This is a genomic window from Butyrivibrio sp. VCD2006, assembly GCF_000423925.1.
Taxonomy (GTDB): domain Bacteria; phylum Bacillota; class Clostridia; order Lachnospirales; family Lachnospiraceae; genus Butyrivibrio.
On sequence record NZ_AUIX01000035.1, the window covers coordinates 49,776 to 66,388 of the forward strand.

21 protein-coding genes and 1 pseudogene are annotated in these 16,613 nt (G+C 38.5%); 17 read left to right on the forward strand and 5 right to left on the reverse strand.

Translation table 11 applies throughout. From position 1 onward, the window contains the following. Window positions 1-11: 11 nt before the first annotated feature. Window positions 12-137, forward strand: a pseudogene (locus G586_RS26155) (transposase); the annotation flags it as partial. A 183-nt stretch (window positions 138-320) separates the two neighbouring features. Here the strand turns inward: G586_RS26155 and G586_RS0112410 are convergent. Together G586_RS0112410 and G586_RS0112415 are read right to left on the reverse strand one after the other, a co-directional pair. After that, window positions 321-740: a DUF3021 domain-containing protein gene (locus G586_RS0112410; protein ID WP_029318880.1), complete on the reverse strand. Its 420-nt coding sequence runs from the start codon at window positions 738-740 to the stop codon at window positions 321-323. Window positions 741-752: 12 nt separating this feature from the next. After that, complete coding sequence (locus G586_RS0112415; protein WP_242832015.1) at window positions 753-1,223, reverse strand: LytTR family DNA-binding domain-containing protein; 471 nt, start codon at window positions 1,221-1,223, stop codon at window positions 753-755. 435 nt (window positions 1,224-1,658) lie between these two features. On the opposite strand from G586_RS0112415, the gene G586_RS0112420 reads away from it, so the two are divergent. From G586_RS0112420 to G586_RS0112440, 5 genes are all read left to right on the forward strand, one after another. Beyond that, complete coding sequence (locus tag G586_RS0112420; RefSeq protein WP_026528016.1) at window positions 1,659-2,519, forward strand: DUF3990 domain-containing protein; 861 nt, start codon at window positions 1,659-1,661, stop codon at window positions 2,517-2,519. After that, a complete protein-coding gene (locus G586_RS22940; RefSeq protein ID WP_051204773.1) occupies window positions 2,506-2,985 on the forward strand; it encodes a hypothetical protein in 480 nt (159 codons plus the stop codon). The genes G586_RS0112420 and G586_RS22940 overlap by 14 nt, the downstream gene beginning before the upstream one ends. A gap of 77 nt (window positions 2,986-3,062) precedes the next feature. Then, the gene (locus G586_RS0112430) at window positions 3,063-3,857 is read left to right on the forward strand and encodes a hypothetical protein (RefSeq protein WP_026528017.1); all 795 of its coding nucleotides are present in this window, start codon (window positions 3,063-3,065) and stop codon (window positions 3,855-3,857) included. Between the two features lie 42 nt (window positions 3,858-3,899). After that, window positions 3,900-4,826, forward strand: coding sequence for a hypothetical protein (locus G586_RS22945; RefSeq protein ID WP_051204774.1), 927 nt, complete (start codon window positions 3,900-3,902; stop codon window positions 4,824-4,826). A gap of 512 nt (window positions 4,827-5,338) precedes the next feature. Further along, window positions 5,339-5,935, forward strand: coding sequence for a fibronectin type III domain-containing protein (locus G586_RS0112440; RefSeq protein WP_026528018.1), 597 nt, complete (start codon window positions 5,339-5,341; stop codon window positions 5,933-5,935). Between the two features lie 157 nt (window positions 5,936-6,092). Here G586_RS0112440 and G586_RS0112445 read toward each other — a convergent pair whose 3' ends face one another. Then, the gene (locus G586_RS0112445; RefSeq protein ID WP_026528019.1) at window positions 6,093-6,746 is read right to left on the reverse strand and encodes an SGNH/GDSL hydrolase family protein; all 654 of its coding nucleotides are present in this window, start codon (window positions 6,744-6,746) and stop codon (window positions 6,093-6,095) included. Between the two features lie 351 nt (window positions 6,747-7,097). Here G586_RS0112445 and G586_RS0112455 point away from each other — a divergent pair, with 351 nt between their 5' ends. The 5 genes from G586_RS0112455 (at window position 7,098) to G586_RS27010 (ending at window position 9,385) form a co-directional block, all read left to right on the forward strand. Continuing rightward, window positions 7,098-7,487 (forward strand): DUF4342 domain-containing protein, encoded by a 390-nt coding sequence (locus tag G586_RS0112455; protein WP_026528020.1) that lies wholly within the window; start codon window positions 7,098-7,100, stop codon window positions 7,485-7,487. An 87-nt stretch (window positions 7,488-7,574) separates the two neighbouring features. Continuing rightward, complete coding sequence (locus G586_RS0112460; RefSeq protein WP_026528021.1) at window positions 7,575-7,784, forward strand: PspC domain-containing protein; 210 nt, start codon at window positions 7,575-7,577, stop codon at window positions 7,782-7,784. Window positions 7,785-7,958: 174 nt separating this feature from the next. Further along, window positions 7,959-8,132 (forward strand): hypothetical protein, encoded by a 174-nt coding sequence (locus tag G586_RS26160; RefSeq protein ID WP_155834144.1) that lies wholly within the window; start codon window positions 7,959-7,961, stop codon window positions 8,130-8,132. Between the two features lie 239 nt (window positions 8,133-8,371). Beyond that, window positions 8,372-8,551: a hypothetical protein gene (locus tag G586_RS0112470; protein WP_026528022.1), complete on the forward strand. Its 180-nt coding sequence runs from the start codon at window positions 8,372-8,374 to the stop codon at window positions 8,549-8,551. 12 nt (window positions 8,552-8,563) lie between these two features. Continuing rightward, the gene (locus G586_RS27010) at window positions 8,564-9,385 is read left to right on the forward strand and encodes a GNAT family N-acetyltransferase (protein ID WP_242832016.1); all 822 of its coding nucleotides are present in this window, start codon (window positions 8,564-8,566) and stop codon (window positions 9,383-9,385) included. Between the two features lie 68 nt (window positions 9,386-9,453). Here the strand turns inward: G586_RS27010 and G586_RS0112485 are convergent, their stop codons facing one another. Further along, window positions 9,454-10,791: a carboxylesterase/lipase family protein gene (locus G586_RS0112485; protein ID WP_026528023.1), complete on the reverse strand. Its 1,338-nt coding sequence runs from the start codon at window positions 10,789-10,791 to the stop codon at window positions 9,454-9,456. 34 nt (window positions 10,792-10,825) lie between these two features. Next, window positions 10,826-12,247, reverse strand: coding sequence for an MFS transporter (locus tag G586_RS0112490; RefSeq protein WP_026528024.1), 1,422 nt, complete (start codon window positions 12,245-12,247; stop codon window positions 10,826-10,828). A gap of 182 nt (window positions 12,248-12,429) precedes the next feature. Between G586_RS0112490 and G586_RS0112495 the strand changes: the two genes are divergently transcribed. From G586_RS0112495 to G586_RS0112520, 6 genes are all read left to right on the forward strand, one after another. Further along, window positions 12,430-13,344 (forward strand): helix-turn-helix domain-containing protein, encoded by a 915-nt coding sequence (locus G586_RS0112495; protein WP_026528025.1) that lies wholly within the window; start codon window positions 12,430-12,432, stop codon window positions 13,342-13,344. 320 nt (window positions 13,345-13,664) lie between these two features. Next, a complete protein-coding gene (locus G586_RS22955) occupies window positions 13,665-13,907 on the forward strand; it encodes a hypothetical protein (RefSeq protein WP_035773211.1) in 243 nt (80 codons plus the stop codon). A gap of 277 nt (window positions 13,908-14,184) precedes the next feature. Next, window positions 14,185-15,060 carry a DUF6998 domain-containing protein gene (locus tag G586_RS0112505; protein ID WP_026528026.1) on the forward strand — a complete coding sequence of 292 codons (876 nt, stop codon included), beginning with the start codon at window positions 14,185-14,187 and terminating at the stop codon, window positions 15,058-15,060. A 19-nt stretch (window positions 15,061-15,079) separates the two neighbouring features. Beyond that, window positions 15,080-15,883, forward strand: coding sequence for an NAD-dependent protein deacylase (locus tag G586_RS0112510; protein ID WP_035773213.1), 804 nt, complete (start codon window positions 15,080-15,082; stop codon window positions 15,881-15,883). 46 nt (window positions 15,884-15,929) lie between these two features. Then, complete coding sequence (locus tag G586_RS0112515; RefSeq protein WP_242832017.1) at window positions 15,930-16,325, forward strand: type II toxin-antitoxin system RelE/ParE family toxin; 396 nt, start codon at window positions 15,930-15,932, stop codon at window positions 16,323-16,325. Then, window positions 16,322-16,594 carry a helix-turn-helix domain-containing protein gene (locus G586_RS0112520; RefSeq protein ID WP_026528029.1) on the forward strand — a complete coding sequence of 91 codons (273 nt, stop codon included), beginning with the start codon at window positions 16,322-16,324 and terminating at the stop codon, window positions 16,592-16,594. Before G586_RS0112515 ends, G586_RS0112520 begins: the two co-directional genes overlap by 4 nt. The last annotated feature ends 19 nt before the right edge of the window (window positions 16,595-16,613 follow it).

A 16,613-nucleotide genomic window follows, 5' to 3' on the forward strand; every position in this document is an offset into this window, starting at 1 on the left:
AGCATCATGGTGTTTTTTCAATAATCAAGGAAAACTATGGATTCAGGTATACACAGATGTATGGTAAAGCGCGGATGGAGATGAAAGCGGCATTTACATTTGCGTGTATGAATCTTAAAAAGCTTGCGAAAATCAAGCTCCTTCATTACAAAAAAAGCCTGTTGAAATAGAAAATGGCTTTGAGAACTGTGTTCTCAAAATCACTTTGTTTACCGTCTGAAACAGCTGCCATAAGGAACATAAAAAACGTTTGAGAAGTCAGAAACCTCCCAAACGTTTTTTGAATAATAACAGGTGTTTTTAATGTTTGTTCTAAGAAATTATTTTAATGCCTGAATTCTGTCATTCATCTTTTTTGCCTCAGCGCTGTAATGTCTCATGAAGAGGAACCAGGTGATAAAAGCAACAAGGAGCTGTGCTCCGATCACAATTATGCCCTGGGCGGGTGTTGATGCGTTTACCCAGCCAACATTGAATGCCACTATGGTATAGATTATGCAGCCAATGCCCATATGGATCAGTACCCTTAAGGGCATGGGGATGTTTTCAGCATCATAAACTATTGTCGGGACACCAAATCCTATGCCTACGATTATGCATCCAAGCACCATTTTGGTGAACTGGTAGTTGGTAAGCGTAAATGTTCCGCCGCCGTTTATGTCGAAAATAATTCCTGAGATACAAAAGAATAACATTGCGATACCTATTCCAAGAACTGCTCTTTTTACAACTTCTTTCATTATTTTTCTCCTTTATAGTCCTAGATATTTTTTAAATTCTGACAGATACTTTCTTGAAACATAATCTTTACAGCCATTTTTTAGCTTTAATAGGAGCGTTCCGCTAAAGCCGGGCTCTATGCTGTCCATGCATGAGAGATTTATGAGGGTGGATTTTGATATCTGCATGAACTGGTTACCAAGCTGTTCGCCGATCTCGTAGAGTCTTTTTCGTGACCTGTACTGCTTCCTTTCCGTATAGATTATGGTTTCTGTGTTTTCCACCCTGACCATATAGATTTCTGCAGGCTGCAGGATCACTATGTCTCCGTTGCTTTGCAAAGCAGTAATCGGGCTGTCATATGAGCCGAGCATATCGATCATACGCTGAATGTCCGGGGTTACCCTTTCTGCGTATATCACAGCATATGGATCCTTGTATTGTGGAGATATATCTACGTTAACCTTCATGAAGTGTGCTCCTTTCTTTGATGATGCAATCATACAATATTCCCATGGACCTGTCCTTACATCTTAGGTAAGTGGCGAAATTTTAAAGGTGAAATGCAAGAATTAGGATATGACAGATGGACAAAATATACTCTGCCCTGTGACGGATTTTGAGAAGAGATTCATCTTAATTCAAAGAATCTGGAGTAAAGCTCTAATGGATTTTTTCCGATAAACAAAATAGCAAAGGATTGCCAGGCATTGGCGGTAATGGATAAAACCGCCAGGTCTGGTTTTTTGTTACTGTTTTTGTTTTGAATGGAGGGATTTTATGATAACTGAAGGGATAAACGAAAGTAGTAAGCATCAGATATATACCCATAGTCTTAGGCCTGAGATTTAGATAGGGTACAACTTGTTTGTACAGATTGAACATATATGTTTGTTGAGCTATAATAATAATAGATTTTCTATCTAAAGGAGCTTGACATGATTAACGTTGATTGTGAATACAAAATCAAAGAAGACATCGAGTTTATCATCGAGTCAGAGAAAACGACAAAACTTGAATTATCAAAAAAGACCGGAATTTCCAGAGTGACACTTGATGAAATTTCTAAGAATGGTATGACTACTGATAGCGTTTATGAGAAGTTTTATTCATATGTATACAATAGTAATTACAGAATAAATTCGGTAAAAGAAGAATTGATAAAAGAAAAATATCAAGATGTGCTTTTTCATGGGTCAAAAAATGGTCTGTCTACAATCACTGTCAATGGCTCCAGAAACAATTGTGATTTTGGGAATGGATTCTATTTAGGAGAAACCTATAATCAGGCTTTGTCATTTGTCTGTGAAAACGACAAATCTTCTGTATATTCTTTCAGATACTCCCTCGATAATTTGAAAATTTGCAGATTTGACTGTTCCATGGAATGGATGCTTGCTATTTGTTATCATCGTGGTACACTTGGAACTTTCTCGAATGATAAGCAAGTACAAAATATCATAGAAAAGATAAATAATGCTGATGTAATCATTGCCCCTATTGCAGATAATAAAATGTTTTATGTAATGGCTCAGTTCACCGAGGGTGAAATAAATGTTGATGTTGCTCTTCACTCATTGTCAGCATCAAAACTTGGCTTTCAATATATTTTTAAAACGGATAAAGCTTTAAGCAAATTGATTCCAATTGAAAAATATTACTTATGCATACCTGAAAGAGATGAATGTAAAAAATTGCTCATTGAGCGTGGATTTGAGATTGACACAAAATTAAAGCTCGCAAAAAGAGAATTTAAAACAGGACTGTATATAGAGGAGATTTTCAATGAGAAAATTTGACCATAATGGGCTTCTACTTGCAGAATATCAAGGAAAATTGTTTGAAAAATCTTATGATTTAAAATGTTCTACCGGGATTTTTATTAGAAGATTTATACATTCAAATTTGCTGAATACTTTAGATAGCAACAATCCTGCACTCTTGTCATTGGATGTAAATGAAGGTATTTCGAGTATTATTGAGCAATTTGGTGATACAGATTATGGTAAAAAGAAATATTCTAAAAGCGCGTTGTTCTGGATGGGATATATATACAGGTATATTTCATATACCAGAGAAGTCTCAACAAGATTTGTCATGGATTTATTTGCATATAAACAAATGAATGATGTTTATTATACATTTCATACTCAAGACCCTGAATGGTGTATTGCAAGTTTGCTGGATATCAGTGGGTTAGATGAAAATATTTTTGACAACAATTTCCGCCTCAAAGAGGCAATAAAAGAAAAGGGCACATACTAGAAACTTATATGTATTAAATGTACAAACAAGTTTTATAAAAAATCTTCCCTTGTAAAATTAAAAAAAGGGATTTATATATGGATTACCTTCCCGAGATAGATCTGTCAAATGTTGCCACACCTTCATATACGCCCGCATTCTCCCTGGAGAAAGATGCAGGGTTTCATACAGCAGATCTTAACCTTATGGATATTGAGATCTCAGAAGCTGATTTTCTCAAGTATACATCCGCAAACGATGCGAGCCCAGGAACGATGATAGCCCTTTTAAATGCCAGAGTGATAGATTCGCTTTACCCGGACCGGGATAAGAAAATCATGGGCTCATATATAATAAATGCACGACCTATGCTTGGAGCTTCAATCACACATCACAACTGTGTTAGTACGGTTTTTCTTGATTACAGCGACAAAATAAGAAACATGCCATTCGACAGGCAATGCACAGTTTACCGTGGAAAGACGTTTATTCAGAGCGATTCTGAACGGGTAGCCGGAGCTATGACTTTTTCTGCTAACCGAAACCGTCTAATGCTTGATTCAGCTCCAACTCTTGCTGAAAAATATGATGTATTTGCAAGGTCTCTCTCAGGAGGACGTTTGCTTTTCACATATATGGTAAGCTATGTTGGAAAATGGAAGTATAAAGCTGTTGAAGAGTATATCTCCGAATTCTGGACTCACGTACCAAGCGCCAATGCCTTGCTTACTGAAGTTGCAGCAGTCGGAGGAAGGATTTTCCTAACTGTACATCAAAGATTTGAGGAAGATATCATAATTCAGAGTCTGCTTGATGAGCTTAAAAGAAATGGTATCTCCTACAAAGTACACAAACATATCCCTGCAGACAATGCGCATTTTCCTTCGCCGTAAAACAGGTGGCGAAGTTCGAAACTCTGCAGCCATGTCATATACATGTCATTAAACAGAGGAATTTCATCAAATGGAGAAATCAGAATGCTTAGAAAGGTGTTTTCATTGGCTATCATATCTATATTGATACTGACAGCATGTGGAACAAGAGATGATGTTATGGCTTCTTTTCAATATACGCTTGAGTCAATCCATAAAGTTAATGGCCGCCAGGGAGTATGTACAGAGGGCGGATATTACTGGGTTAGCGGATCTACGTCGCTTACAAAATACGACGAAGACTGGAATGTAATAGCTGAGAACACAGATCCTTTTAAGGGTTATGATATCGAGGTCAACCATATCGGCGATATCGACGTGTATCAGGGTGAACTTTATCTTGGCGTCGAATATTTCATGGATGGTGTCGGTCGCAATATTCATGTGGCTGTTTATGACGGAGACACACTTGAGCTTAAAAGGGTCTTTCCTTTTAAGTCTGACACCGGACAGATTGAATGCTCCGGAATAGCAGTAAACGAGGATGACAGAATAGTATATATGTCATCATGGGTAGATGATCCATCAAGTAGTTATCTGTATATGTATGACCTGGATAACGGAGGCTATAAAGGCAGGCTTCAAATGAATGCAGCTCCCAAGTGGATACAAGGAGTAGCATATTTTGATGGCAGCCTTTATATAACAGCTGACGATGGTGATGCAGACAAAGATGAACCTGATAATATGTACCGAATAGACCTGGGAACGGCGGGCAGCACATATTTAGTGAGTCCTGAGCATTCCTTTGTAGAAGTTACAAGGCAAGGCGAGATAGAGGGGCTTACCTTTGATAAAGTCAACAACAAGTTTCTTTTGCTGTATAACCGGGGCGCAAGGATAGTCCTTGGTATTCCTAAAGGATTCTATGATGGCTATAACGAAGAAATACATGAAGTGTTTGTATATGATATAATGCCTGTTCGATAGAACAGTTTACGTTAGTTACTTGAGGCTGGTGATGGGTGAATTTGACTTTGACGGAATATTTGATCAGGTAGTCGATGGCCTTGTAGGGGCTCAGACAGCTTGATGCTAGTGATCAGGCTATAGGATATGGTGATGTGGAAGCTTATGCCGATAATATTACCCCTTAATTTGCTCCCACATTGAACGCAATGCCAGAAACCATCAGCAAAAATCTGATGATAACAAAAAAATAAGCTAAGTCCCTATTTGAATTTCAACACACAGATAACTCAAATGGGCAAGGGAAGAGCCAGTCCGCAAGTATTAGTGCTGATTCATACATTTATGCACTTGATGATGACGAAGACGGGCTCCCAGATAATACGAACACAATAACAGAATTACCAGTAGCGTCAAAGAGCAGTAGGTACATTTTTGCTAATCCCCGATGCACAATATACTATAGTCCTGGCGAAGGCAGCGATGGTCACATCATATCCTATGTTTACGTCGCTACTGGTTCTGATCATGTTTTGCGTGAATTTAAATATATTCCTCCAGAAGGAAAAGAATTTGACCGTTGGGACAAAGGAACCCCTGGAACCACCATCAAAATAACTAAAAACATAATAATCAGACCAATATGGAAGGATAGAACTCCTGCGCCATCAGAGCCTGATGATCCGGCAGAGCCAGACACCCCAGCAACACCTGATGACCCGTCTGTGCCAGATGATACGGCTGATCCAACACAGCAGGAGGGTGCTTTACCTACTGTAAACGAATCAGCTCCTGCAGTACCTGCAAATACAGAAAAAATTGAGAATATTGATCCAGCTCAGAAAAGCACCAAATTCGTAAAACTGACAGTAGGAAAGAAACGAGTAACCATTTCCTGGAAAAAACAATCAAAGGGCATAAATGGCTATGAGATTCAGTACTGCACGGATAAGAACTTCCAGAAGGATGTAAAGTCTGTAAACATCAGCAAAGCCAAAAACACTTCAAAGACAATTAAAAAACTGAAAGCCGGTAGGAAATACTACTTCAGAATCCGTACATTTAAGAAAAAGGGTGCTGATAAGATTTATTCAAAATGGAGTAAGACTAAGAATATCAAAGTTAAGTAACTCAGATTTTATTTAAAAACGACAATACTGAGATAGACGAGCTTACCCATAATGGAAAGCTGTTTATTCATCATTTTAAAAGCACCGCCTGACATTGATCACTTGGTCACTGCCAGATGGTGCTTTTAAGGATTATTCCCTTCTAAATAAACTTAAGTTAATCAATGATATTGGATTCATGAAGCTTATCGTAAATGGCTCTTCCAAGTTTTCCATGGGCTGTGGCATCAATGTGGACACCGTCTGCAGGACTTGGTGATACAATTTTGGATGCATCGAGAAACTCACACCCGTACATGTCTGCAAGCTGCTTGTACCATGTGGCAAGTTCTGCTGAGACCTTCGCTGCATTTATGAAGTCAAAGCAGTCCTCAAGCCATGAACCCTTACCTGTGGTTCCGACAAGCGGGGGAGCTATAAGAAGGATCTTCATCTTATCATTCATGCGGAATCTGTTATGAGCCTGGACTTTTTCGAGGAATATCTGCATCTCCCCGGCTATGTCCATGGAACAGTAGGAAAACTTCCTCTTAAGATCGTTACTTCCGAGCATAATTATCATAGCGTCCAGAGGCGACTGACTTTCAATACAGGGAATAACGTATTTAAGGCCATTCTTTTCACCTTCAGCAGGGTCATCTGTTGCTATAGTACGACCGTTATGCCCTTCCTCTATTACCTTGTATGAATCTCCAAGCAGAGTCTGCAAAACACCTGTCCAGCGGCTGTTTTCATCTATTCTTGTTCTTTTTTCGGGATCATATCCCCATGTGAGTGAATCTCCAAAACACAGTATTCTTTTCTTTTCCATACTTTTCATGCATCCTTTTTGTTTATAGTCTGACTTATATATTATATTTCCTTGGAAAGGGTTCTGCACGTGCTTTTGAAGTAGAGGATGACAGAATGGCGTACATTTGATGAAAAATGATTTTTCAGAAGCAGCGTGATAATGTTCATGAAGCCATTGAACTTGACGAAGAAGGGGCAAGAGACTACGTAAGAAAGACACTCGGAGCCTGATAGCTTATTATTAAAAAATCACTCTTAATTACAGGGACAGAAGAAGTAGTTGGAGGACTGCTTAAGATAGCATTACCTCTGCTAATAGTTGCAATGATAATTAGTCTTGTAGTAAAGAAGAGTGAGGAGGCAGAATATTATGGAAATCACACTTGAAGCAATTGAAAAGGTAATGGAGCAGGCAGGAGTTGACTATGCAGCTGCAAAGGAGGCGCTTTTAAAGGCAAGCGGCGATGCAGAAGAGGCTATAAAGAACCTACAGCCGAAGGTTTGCGAATTTGAAAAGGATGTTGAAAAGCTCGCAAACAAGGTTAAAGAAACCGTCAAAGACGGAAACGTTGACAGAATACAGGTAAAGAAGGGTGATGAGGTACTCATTAGCATTCCTGTAAATGTAGGACTCATCGGTGGTGTTCTTGGTTTTGCAGTTGCACCTAGTGTCCTTATTACAGCCTGTGCAGCAGCATTCGGACTTGGATGCAAGCTCGAAGTGGTAAAAAAGGACGGTTCTACAGACGAAGTTAAGTAAGTATCAGCGGTGGCTATGTTTTACGTGACTTAAAGAGGGCTACGAGGAAGCATAAATATCATTTGGACAAAGCAGGTCGGTATCTATTTGATCCTCTTATTTACAACCGGTATCGGCATCCTTCCGTATATCATACTTGCTATAGTGATGGATGAAGCAGATGAGAACGTCAAGACCACTGGTTTCAATAGAAATACAAACAGTTACTCGGCAAATGATTATTATGAAACAAGTGAACCCGTTGGTTTTAAGCCCTTTTCAGATAATGATTCTGAGATAAGAGGTTTTAGCATCTAAGAAAAGGGGATGCAAATGTAATAGATCAGTATCCGTCATAGGCGGTTATATTGATATAGCACGATAAAAGAGGAGTATCCGGATATCCGGTTGGATATGCAGGGCTGTTCTAATAAGCAGGATAATCTCTTTCTACTGACACAGTATTGACTTGGAGAAAAGGAGAGATTTGAAATGTTAAAAATGACATCAAGATCAGAAGTAGTTTTGGGAATAGTTTTTGCGGTGAGCGGACTTATGTGCCTCGTTGGAGGAAAAGCTCTTATGTCTGGTGTATGGTTTCTTTGCACAGCAGCTCACTTCTTTGAGGCTTACAGACTGCATTGCAAGGAAAAGGAAGAAATTTGACATAATATCCATTAACGGAATAGAATAAAATAAATGAACAATATTTGACACAGCCATTATTAACGTCTTTAAATATAATTATAAACCAAATAACATTAAAATACCTTTTGTTACATCTATTGAAAAGAGGGCTGAACCCCAAAAAAATATTCAGCTCTCTTTTCGTTTATAAGTTAGTATTTTGATATAATAAGGCTGCTAATCGAATACAATATAATTCATATAGGAGAGCAGTAACTATGTGGAAGATAAAGCAGATATATGATGGAGATTATGGCTGCGAGGAATTACTTCCCGGTCAAAAGCCTAAAGTGTCCGTTACATTAATCAATGAAGAGGGCATCGAGAAATTTGTTTCTGTTGAAGATGAATTTCTTGATGATAACGGACTTAACGTGGGATCTAGTTGGCCGGAATAGAGTATAAATGGTATGACAAGAATACAGCAGAGACAATATAATATCAATCTTGATGATAAGATATTTAAACCCGGAAATGTGACTTACAACAGCTTCAACATCGCTTTTGATATTCCATTTAGTCAGCAAGAGGACAGCCTTAATGAGGATTTGGTCCAAGTAGAGTATGAAAATGGATATGTCATTGATATTGGATGGTACCCGGAGATGGACCCCAAAGGTAGTCTGATTATACAACTGATACATGATCACGATTGGAATAAACCTGTACAAAAGACAAAAATAACTGAAATAAGTGAGTTGTATACGGCAGTGCATGAGATGAAAATGAAAGCTCTATGTGCAACAATAAGAAAAGTCCAGCCAGGGGATGAAAATGTCTTGGCACATATCCAGACAGAAAGCTGGAAGGCAGCCTTTATTAAAATACTCAGTCCTGAAATATTAGATAAATGTACCGATATCAATAAAGCAACTGCAATGTATAAGCAGCTCTTAGCTGAGGATTTTGGAAATGGATATATACTTACGGCAAATGACAAGCCTCATTGTATAGCATACTGGGATGCAGCACGCAACAAAGAATATGCGGAAAAAGCAGAACTCATCTGTATCCACAGCCTTCCCGACAATTGGAATAGAGGCTATGGTAGCCTGATGATGGATCATGTTCTATGCGATATTAAAAATGCAGGGTACTCTGATGCCATTTTATGGGTATTTAGAGATAATACCCGCGCCAGAGCATTCTATGAATCGAAAGGATTTTCATTTACAGGTATTTCGAATACAGCTTTTGATACTGAAGAAGTATTATACTCGATTGATTTTTAATGTTTACAAAAAGTCCTATGACTTTCGACATTACTATTGCAAAAGTCATAGGACTTATGTTGTGTTCATTAACAGAATACTTCTATGTATTCATCTTCTCTTATATAAGGACGCCACGCGGCTTCGTCAGATGGACGACCATTCTTCATAAAATTGGTCCAGTAGGTAACCATCTTCTCGGACAGTTTTACATCTTCATTGTTCATAGGTCTCCAGCATCTTCCCAGGGTCCCAAACATGTACCACAATTCTGCTGAATGAAATGCTCCACTGTCGTCACCTGGAAGATCATGGACAAAAGAGTAAAGATAAGAGGGTATTCCTGTCATTTCCTGTGTTTTTAGGCACCATCTTTTACATTCATCTTCAAGTAGGCCTGCCTTCTTGTTTTCTTTGTCTTCCTGAGTCTGTCCGATATCATTTGCAACAAAGCCAGTCATATATGGGATTTTTCTCATCTGCCCATTTTGATAGATATCTCTTACACTTTTCTTAAGGATATGACCGTCGATGCAGGGAACAAGTGCAAGTCCAATCCCGGACTGGAAGCATTCTGAAATAAACATATCCTGATATTCCAAAAGCTTTTCAAAAGGGATATCTCTTAATTCCTTTAGAGAAGATGCACCTGTCAGCTGTACAAATTTTTCACCATAAGCCATTTCTTCATCAAGAGACGGCGTAAGTAAAAAGTCCGATTCGCATGTAACTCCGCTCTGAAGAATAGCTTTGTTTATCATTTCGCCGGTAAGGGCACTGGATATTAGAACCTGTGTGCTCATACATCCTGCAGACTGACCGAAAACTGTGATATTTTCAGGATTTCCTCCGAAAGAGGGTATGTTCTCATATACCCATTTAAGTGCAGCGATCTGATCCAGAATACCGTAGTTACCGGAAATGCTATCGTGGTTTTCTTCTGACAGCCATGGGTGAGCCAGAAAGCCAAGCGCCCCAAGACGATATGCTATAGTAACCAGAATTACACCCTTCCTGGCATAACTTTCTCCGTCAAATTCCTCCTCGGAACTGTATCCGCCCATGAAAGCGCCTCCATGGATATAAAATGCAACAGGAAGTTTTGCATCAGGCATAACATCAGCAGGGGTCCATATATTGAGATAAAGGCAGTCTTCAGACATATTTCTTAAAAACTCTTTATCCGCATAAAATTCTTTTCCGTAATTGAATCCCATCTGAGGACCATCAGGACTTTGGATTCTTTGCGGTGCGATATCAGAAAATCTGTCTGCATGAAATACACCGGTATATACATCTGGTTCCTGCGGCGCTTTCCATCTAAGATCTCCGACAGGGGCTTTGGCATATGGGATTCCACGGTAAACCATATAGCTTCCACAATCCACACCTTTGATCATTCCATATTTAGTTTTTATAGTTCTCATTTTTACATTACTCCTGATTATTTGTTATATCTGCTTAAGCGATATCTTTGCCATAAACAGCTGAATTATCCAACATAGGCGCAACAGATTCTTTCCAACCATTTTTTCTAAGACTTTCAATTGCAGCAGCTCTGGAGATTCTTCCACTGTTTGCCTCTGCCATAATCTGTACATTTTTATCTCTCAATTTGTAGAAAAGAAGAATGACAGCTGATAATCCGATCCCAATTGCCGGAATGAGAGATGTACAGATCCAGATGCCGTTTACTGCTGATGCGCTCTGAACAGCATTTTCACCAGTCTGGAATCCGAACATGCCGAGCATTGAGATACCTAAAGCACCACTTATAGCAGATGTCAGCTTAGCCGAGAAAGTCTGGATTGAGAACATTATTCCGGCTCCGCCTGAGCCATTAGCAAAGTTGCCATACTCAACGATATCAGGTGTGAACATATACATCAAAATACCTGTGACTGCTGTAAAGATTCCCTGTCCCACAAGAAGAGTGTAGAAAATAGCGGTGTTTTCATAGCCTGCTGCAAAACGGATTATGCCAAGTAGAGCAGACATTATGAGGCAGGCATGATAAATACTAAATTTATCAAGTTTCCTTATTACCAAGGGAACAATAAACATTACGATGAATGAAGGAATCATAGTACACAGTGATACTAATGATGCTTTTGCTTCATTTCCAAGGCAATATCTTGCAAAGTAAAGACCTGTTACATTTGCAAAATTCAAGCATCCGGATGCAATAAATGCGCCGTAGTAGATAAGTAGATATTTATTCTTTACTACGCAGGCGATCATTTCTGAAAATTTCATGCTCTCTGAAGATGCTTTGGTGCCTGTTTCCTTGATGTTAAATGCTGCAGGGATCATCAAAAGACCTCCAACAACTGAGAAAATAAGTCCAGTTGCTGTCCATCCCAAAGTTGATCTCATAATAGGAAAGAGCAGCGTGATGAATCCACCAGCTATTGTGCAAGCGATACGACCATAGGAGATGATCACGGATCTTTCTTTTGTATCATCGGTCATCGCTGTAGGCAGTGCATATATCGGAATGTCACACATGGTATAGCTCATGCCCCAACATATGTATGCAATTCCCACCCAGACTGTTTTCATGCCTGACGGAAGTGATGCAGGACAGAAGAATACAGCAATTGAAAAAGCAGTGATAAGACCTGTGGATATTTTGATCCAAGGAAGATATTTTCTGCCGCTTTTCCATTTTGTTTTATCAACAATCACACCAAAGATAGGATCGTTGATCGCATCCCATATCCTGGCAATTACCAGAATCATGCTTACAGCCGCGAGTGATATGCCAATATCTGTCATGAAGGTGCTTACAAACATGCCAACAAGGCAATAGAAGCATATTTGACCTGCGAAATATACGGCGTAACTGATTTTCCCTAATTTACCCATTACATTTGTTTTCATTTTTTCCTCCCACTGTTATGAAATACTAATACAGAAATTGCAATAATTTGTACAACAATTGTGATTAATTATTGTAATCCTGCGAACATGTTGGTATCATATTAGAAATTTAAGAGAATGTCTTTACGTTATTTGACTTTGAGTATTGCAAAAATTTGCACTAGGTTTTAGCGGAGCATGAAATGAAAAATACAGAAGAGAAGATTGTAAACGAAATAGTAGAATACTATAACGAAATCCCGTGTAACATAATAAGCATTTATTATGATGGAGGACCTCTTTTTCATAAAGGCGCAGATTTTATGGTACCTCTCCACTGGCATAACGATGTTGAAATCAATGTCTGTGTTGATGGAAGTCTGGTGACACAGATGGACGGTAAAAGAGTAGAGACAGAAAGGGATGAATTCCTGATAATAAATCCCGGAAGTATTCATGGAAATACATTTTCGAAAATTCCTTTTATAGAGGGGGAACCACGATTCATTGGAGTATGCCTCAGGATAAGTGACACCGTATTCAGAAAAGCATTGCCCAATTTTGATCTACTCAAGTTTAAACCAATCTGGCACCCGGAGACAGAAAGACCCAAAGAAATAGCATATGAGTTATCAAAGTATGGCTATCCGGATTCCCAATTAGGGAAATATGAGCATATACACATCACTTCTCTTGTATATGAACTTGTTTATCATATGTGCAAAGAAGACCTGGTTCTCAAAAAAGACATAATATCAGATGCTGAAAGCAGAAATGTTGAGAATATGAGGAGAGTAATGGCTTACATTGAGAACAACTTCAGAAATCCAATTGATGAAGTGTCTCTGGCAGGCAAGTTTGGGTTTACTCCAACCTATTTTTCCAGAGTGTTCAAAAAATATACAGATATTTCTTATAAAGAATACCTTACTAAGACAAGATTAACAGCTGCAAAGCAGCAACTATTGGGAACGGATCGCTGTGTAACTGACATTGCCATGGACTGTGGCTTTTCAGATGTAAGAGGACTAATTAGCGCATTTAGGAAATATGAGGATATTACACCGATAAAATACAGGAAATCCGTAAAAAATAAAATATGTAGAAAAAACGCTTGATTTAGAAGTATGTATCAATAATGGCTTAATAGATAGACAAAGAGGAAGCGAAAGCATACTGCGAACAGCTGATGAAGCAGGGCGATTTTGAGAAGAACTTCGTGGAATCATGCCTTAAAGAAGGGGACACATACAAACAAATAGCGTACGTTGCACAGACAAATTGATTCAGAATGAGAAATATAGCTTTTTAAATAACGAGGATTTTATTATGAGGATATTATTTTCAAGATATCACCACATGCCTAACCTGTAGGATGGTAATTCACCTTTGACGATTCCTGCAGGGAAGGTAAATCTATTCAAAGGTGGTGATACATATGGGAAGAACAAGGGCCTATAGGAGAGATGTCCGGAACAGAGCGATTGCTCATAAAAAGAGAATCTGGAAGGATATCTGGAAGGACGAATACTTTATTCCTGATGGCAAATTTGCCAAAGCCCACATGGGATGCGGCTGCTATCTTTGCAAACCTTGGAAACATTGCAAAGAATTAAGCGATGCGCAACTTCGAGAATTGGATCACGTAAAACAGGCTATGGATGATTATTATAATTCGTAGCAATAAGGAAGGGGCTGTCGCACTAATTTAGTGTGGCAGCCTTTTTGACGCCCAGCCCCTCAGGTATCCGCACATAAATGCTTGTTTTCGTCTGTGGTGTGATTTTCTAAAACTCATTAAGGAGAACTTTAGATATAGCATTCTTGAGATATTCAAGAATACTACTGATGATGATACCATTCTTGCGAGAGAAACATGGTGGAAAGAAGTGCTAATGACAAGAGAGTTTGGGTATAACAAGAATTAGTAGTTTGAGCATTACTTCTGGAGGAAGCCTATGCCGTATACAGATTCTGATATAAATGAAATGCTTTCTATATATAGAAATATGGTTAAAGAGGTTGAAAACCTTGAGTCTAAGTTTGAAAATAGGCATTTTACGCTTGATGGACATATTATTGGAAGTATCGGGGAGGTTGCTGCAGCGAATTATTATGGAATTAATTTATTTACATCAAGCACGAAGGCGATAGATGGAGAGGTTAATTCCAAGCCGGTACAGATTAAGGTTGTTCAACAAGATAATGTTATGCTCAGTTATGACGGTGAGGGCGACTCACCTCATTATCTTCTGGTGCTATATCTAAATAAGAATGGAATATTTTTTGAAGTATATAATGGGCTTTGGAAGGATGCCTTCAGTGCAGTTTCTAAAAGCGATTCCCATGGTTATAAGCATATTCGGGTGAACAGACTCCTGGAACTTGATGGCAAGGTTAGTAATGAAGATAGAATTCAGCAGATAAACTCTGTAATTAAAATGCGCCCTGAATATAAGAATTCTTCTATAAAGAGTAGTGCATATTATAAGAAGGTATTTCACTGGGCACAGAATTATTATGATTTATTCATGGATCCTGCATCTACAGAGCAGCAGCTTATAGAGGATTTTCCTGAAAAATGCGAGGAATTGGGATTCTTCATGGATTGCGGACACACTTTTGAATCAATCTATGGAAAGGATACACTAAATAACAAAGAGGCATTTCATAGAGCATTGGCAGTAGTGGAAGATCCAATACTACTCGGATCAGCGATATTTTCTATATGGAGATATTATACCCATTGGGCATATGATACTAATATTACTTCAGATGAATGCAGGGAATGGTTTATAATGGCTTTTGATAAAATGAAGGCATTAACAAACTGAAAAATGATGGAGATTTCTGATGATAATTCCAGAGTTTCAATCTCAGAAAGAGAAGGAAAAGTTTTTTACCGCATTAACGCCAGAGCAAAAAACAGAAGCGCTAAATGCTCTTATAAGAGAATCTGATCATATAGTATTTTTGGGTGGAGCCGGTGTTTCAACAGAAAGTGGAATCCCTGATTTTCGAAGTAAGGACGGTCTCTATCATAAGAAAGACAGATTATTCTCAAGATATAAACCCGAATATCTATTAAGTTATGACTGCCTCAATAAGAAACCGGCAGTATTCTTTGATTATTTCCGAAAAAATCTCGACTGTAGAAATATAATGCCCAATGATGCTCACAAAAAGTTGGCTGAAATGGAAAAGGCGGGGAAGCTTGATGGAGTGATTACTCAGAATATTGATGGTTTGCATCAAAAGGCAGGAAGTAAATGTGTCAGCGAAATACATGGGAGTGCTCTGAGGAGCTACTGTGTTAGCTGCAGAAGAGATTATGGCGAGGACTTCATTTTTGAAAACACAGAAGAAGTACCACATTGTCCTAAATGCGGGAAAGTAGTACGCCCTGATGTTGTTTTGTATGGAGAATTTCTTCCTCAGAGAGATTATGAGCAGGCAATAGCGTGGATAAGGTATGCGGATCTCCTAATAATAGGAGGTACATCGCTTGAAGTCGGATCGGCAGCTCAGCTCGCCCATATGTATCACGGAAGTTATCTTATTATTATCAATAAAGGTAAGACTAAGATGGAAGGTAAAGCAGATCTTGTATTCCATGACAGTATTGGGAAAATCATGAATCAGATAAGATTGGATTAGATAAGCCTTTTTACTTCAGTTCCTTTTTGTGTTGCGATTACGATAATTGACTAGAATCAAGAGTTTTTATATAATATTCCTAGAAAGGAATATTGATGGAAGTAATTTTTATAAAACAGAAGAAGGTGTTAAACCTGCGGGCCAATTTATAAATTCAGTTGAAGACATGAAACTAAGAGCCAAAATAATTCGGAGTGTAAAGCTGCTTGAACAATTTGGCAAGAACCTGGGAATGCCCGACGCTAAACATTTGAGAAATGGCATTTACGAACTCAGAACCATTCAAGGCAATAACATCGCGAGATGCCTATATTTCTTTACTGTTGGTGACAAAGCAGTCATTACAAATGGCATTATAAAAAAGACGCAAAAAACACCACCAGATGTAATTGAGCTTGCGGAGAAGTATCGTGAAGATTGTGAAAGGAGATGCACACAATGAGCGAAATAGATGAATTATTAAACGAAAACCTTAAAGATCCTGAATTTGCGAAGGCATGGGAAGAAACAGAAATTGAATATCAGATTAAAAGTATGCTTATTGCGGAACGTCTTGAACATAATATGACTCAGAAACAATTGTCTGAAAAATCCGGTATTCGTCAGTCCAATATCAGCCGCATTGAAAAGGGCGTTTGCATGCCAACTATTCAGACGTTATGTGAGATAGCCAAAACCTATGGGAAAAAATTAAAAATAGAGATGGTGTGAAAGATGATGCCCTGATTTC

Coding starts and splice junctions, on each gene's coding strand:
- G586_RS0112415 (WP_242832015.1), bottom strand. CDS start 1,223: ATGATTGCATCATCAAAGAAAGGAGCACACTTCATGAAGGTTAACGTA.
- G586_RS26160 (WP_155834144.1), top strand. CDS start 7,959: ATGTTAAAAATGACATCAAGATCAGAAGTAGTTTTGGGAATAGTTTTT.
- G586_RS0112445 (WP_026528019.1), bottom strand. CDS start 6,746: ATGGAAAAGAAAAGAATACTGTGTTTTGGAGATTCACTCACATGGGGA.
- G586_RS0112485 (WP_026528023.1), bottom strand. CDS start 10,791: ATGAGAACTATAAAAACTAAATATGGAATGATCAAAGGTGTGGATTGT.
- G586_RS0112505 (WP_026528026.1), top strand. CDS start 14,185: ATGCCGTATACAGATTCTGATATAAATGAAATGCTTTCTATATATAGA.
- G586_RS0112420 (WP_026528016.1), top strand. CDS start 1,659: ATGATTAACGTTGATTGTGAATACAAAATCAAAGAAGACATCGAGTTT.
- G586_RS27010 (WP_242832016.1), top strand. CDS start 8,564: ATGACAAGAATACAGCAGAGACAATATAATATCAATCTTGATGATAAG.
- G586_RS22945 (WP_051204774.1), top strand. CDS start 3,900: ATGTCATTAAACAGAGGAATTTCATCAAATGGAGAAATCAGAATGCTT.
- G586_RS0112510 (WP_035773213.1), top strand. CDS start 15,080: ATGATAATTCCAGAGTTTCAATCTCAGAAAGAGAAGGAAAAGTTTTTT.
- G586_RS0112430 (WP_026528017.1), top strand. CDS start 3,063: ATGGATTACCTTCCCGAGATAGATCTGTCAAATGTTGCCACACCTTCA.
- G586_RS0112410 (WP_029318880.1), bottom strand. CDS start 740: ATGAAAGAAGTTGTAAAAAGAGCAGTTCTTGGAATAGGTATCGCAATG.
- G586_RS0112470 (WP_026528022.1), top strand. CDS start 8,372: ATGTGGAAGATAAAGCAGATATATGATGGAGATTATGGCTGCGAGGAA.
- G586_RS0112495 (WP_026528025.1), top strand. CDS start 12,430: ATGAAAAATACAGAAGAGAAGATTGTAAACGAAATAGTAGAATACTAT.
- G586_RS22940 (WP_051204773.1), top strand. CDS start 2,506: ATGAGAAAATTTGACCATAATGGGCTTCTACTTGCAGAATATCAAGGA.
- G586_RS22955 (WP_035773211.1), top strand. CDS start 13,665: ATGGGAAGAACAAGGGCCTATAGGAGAGATGTCCGGAACAGAGCGATT.
- G586_RS0112520 (WP_026528029.1), top strand. CDS start 16,322: ATGAGCGAAATAGATGAATTATTAAACGAAAACCTTAAAGATCCTGAA.
- G586_RS0112455 (WP_026528020.1), top strand. CDS start 7,098: ATGGAAATCACACTTGAAGCAATTGAAAAGGTAATGGAGCAGGCAGGA.
- G586_RS0112490 (WP_026528024.1), bottom strand. CDS start 12,247: ATGAAAACAAATGTAATGGGTAAATTAGGGAAAATCAGTTACGCCGTA.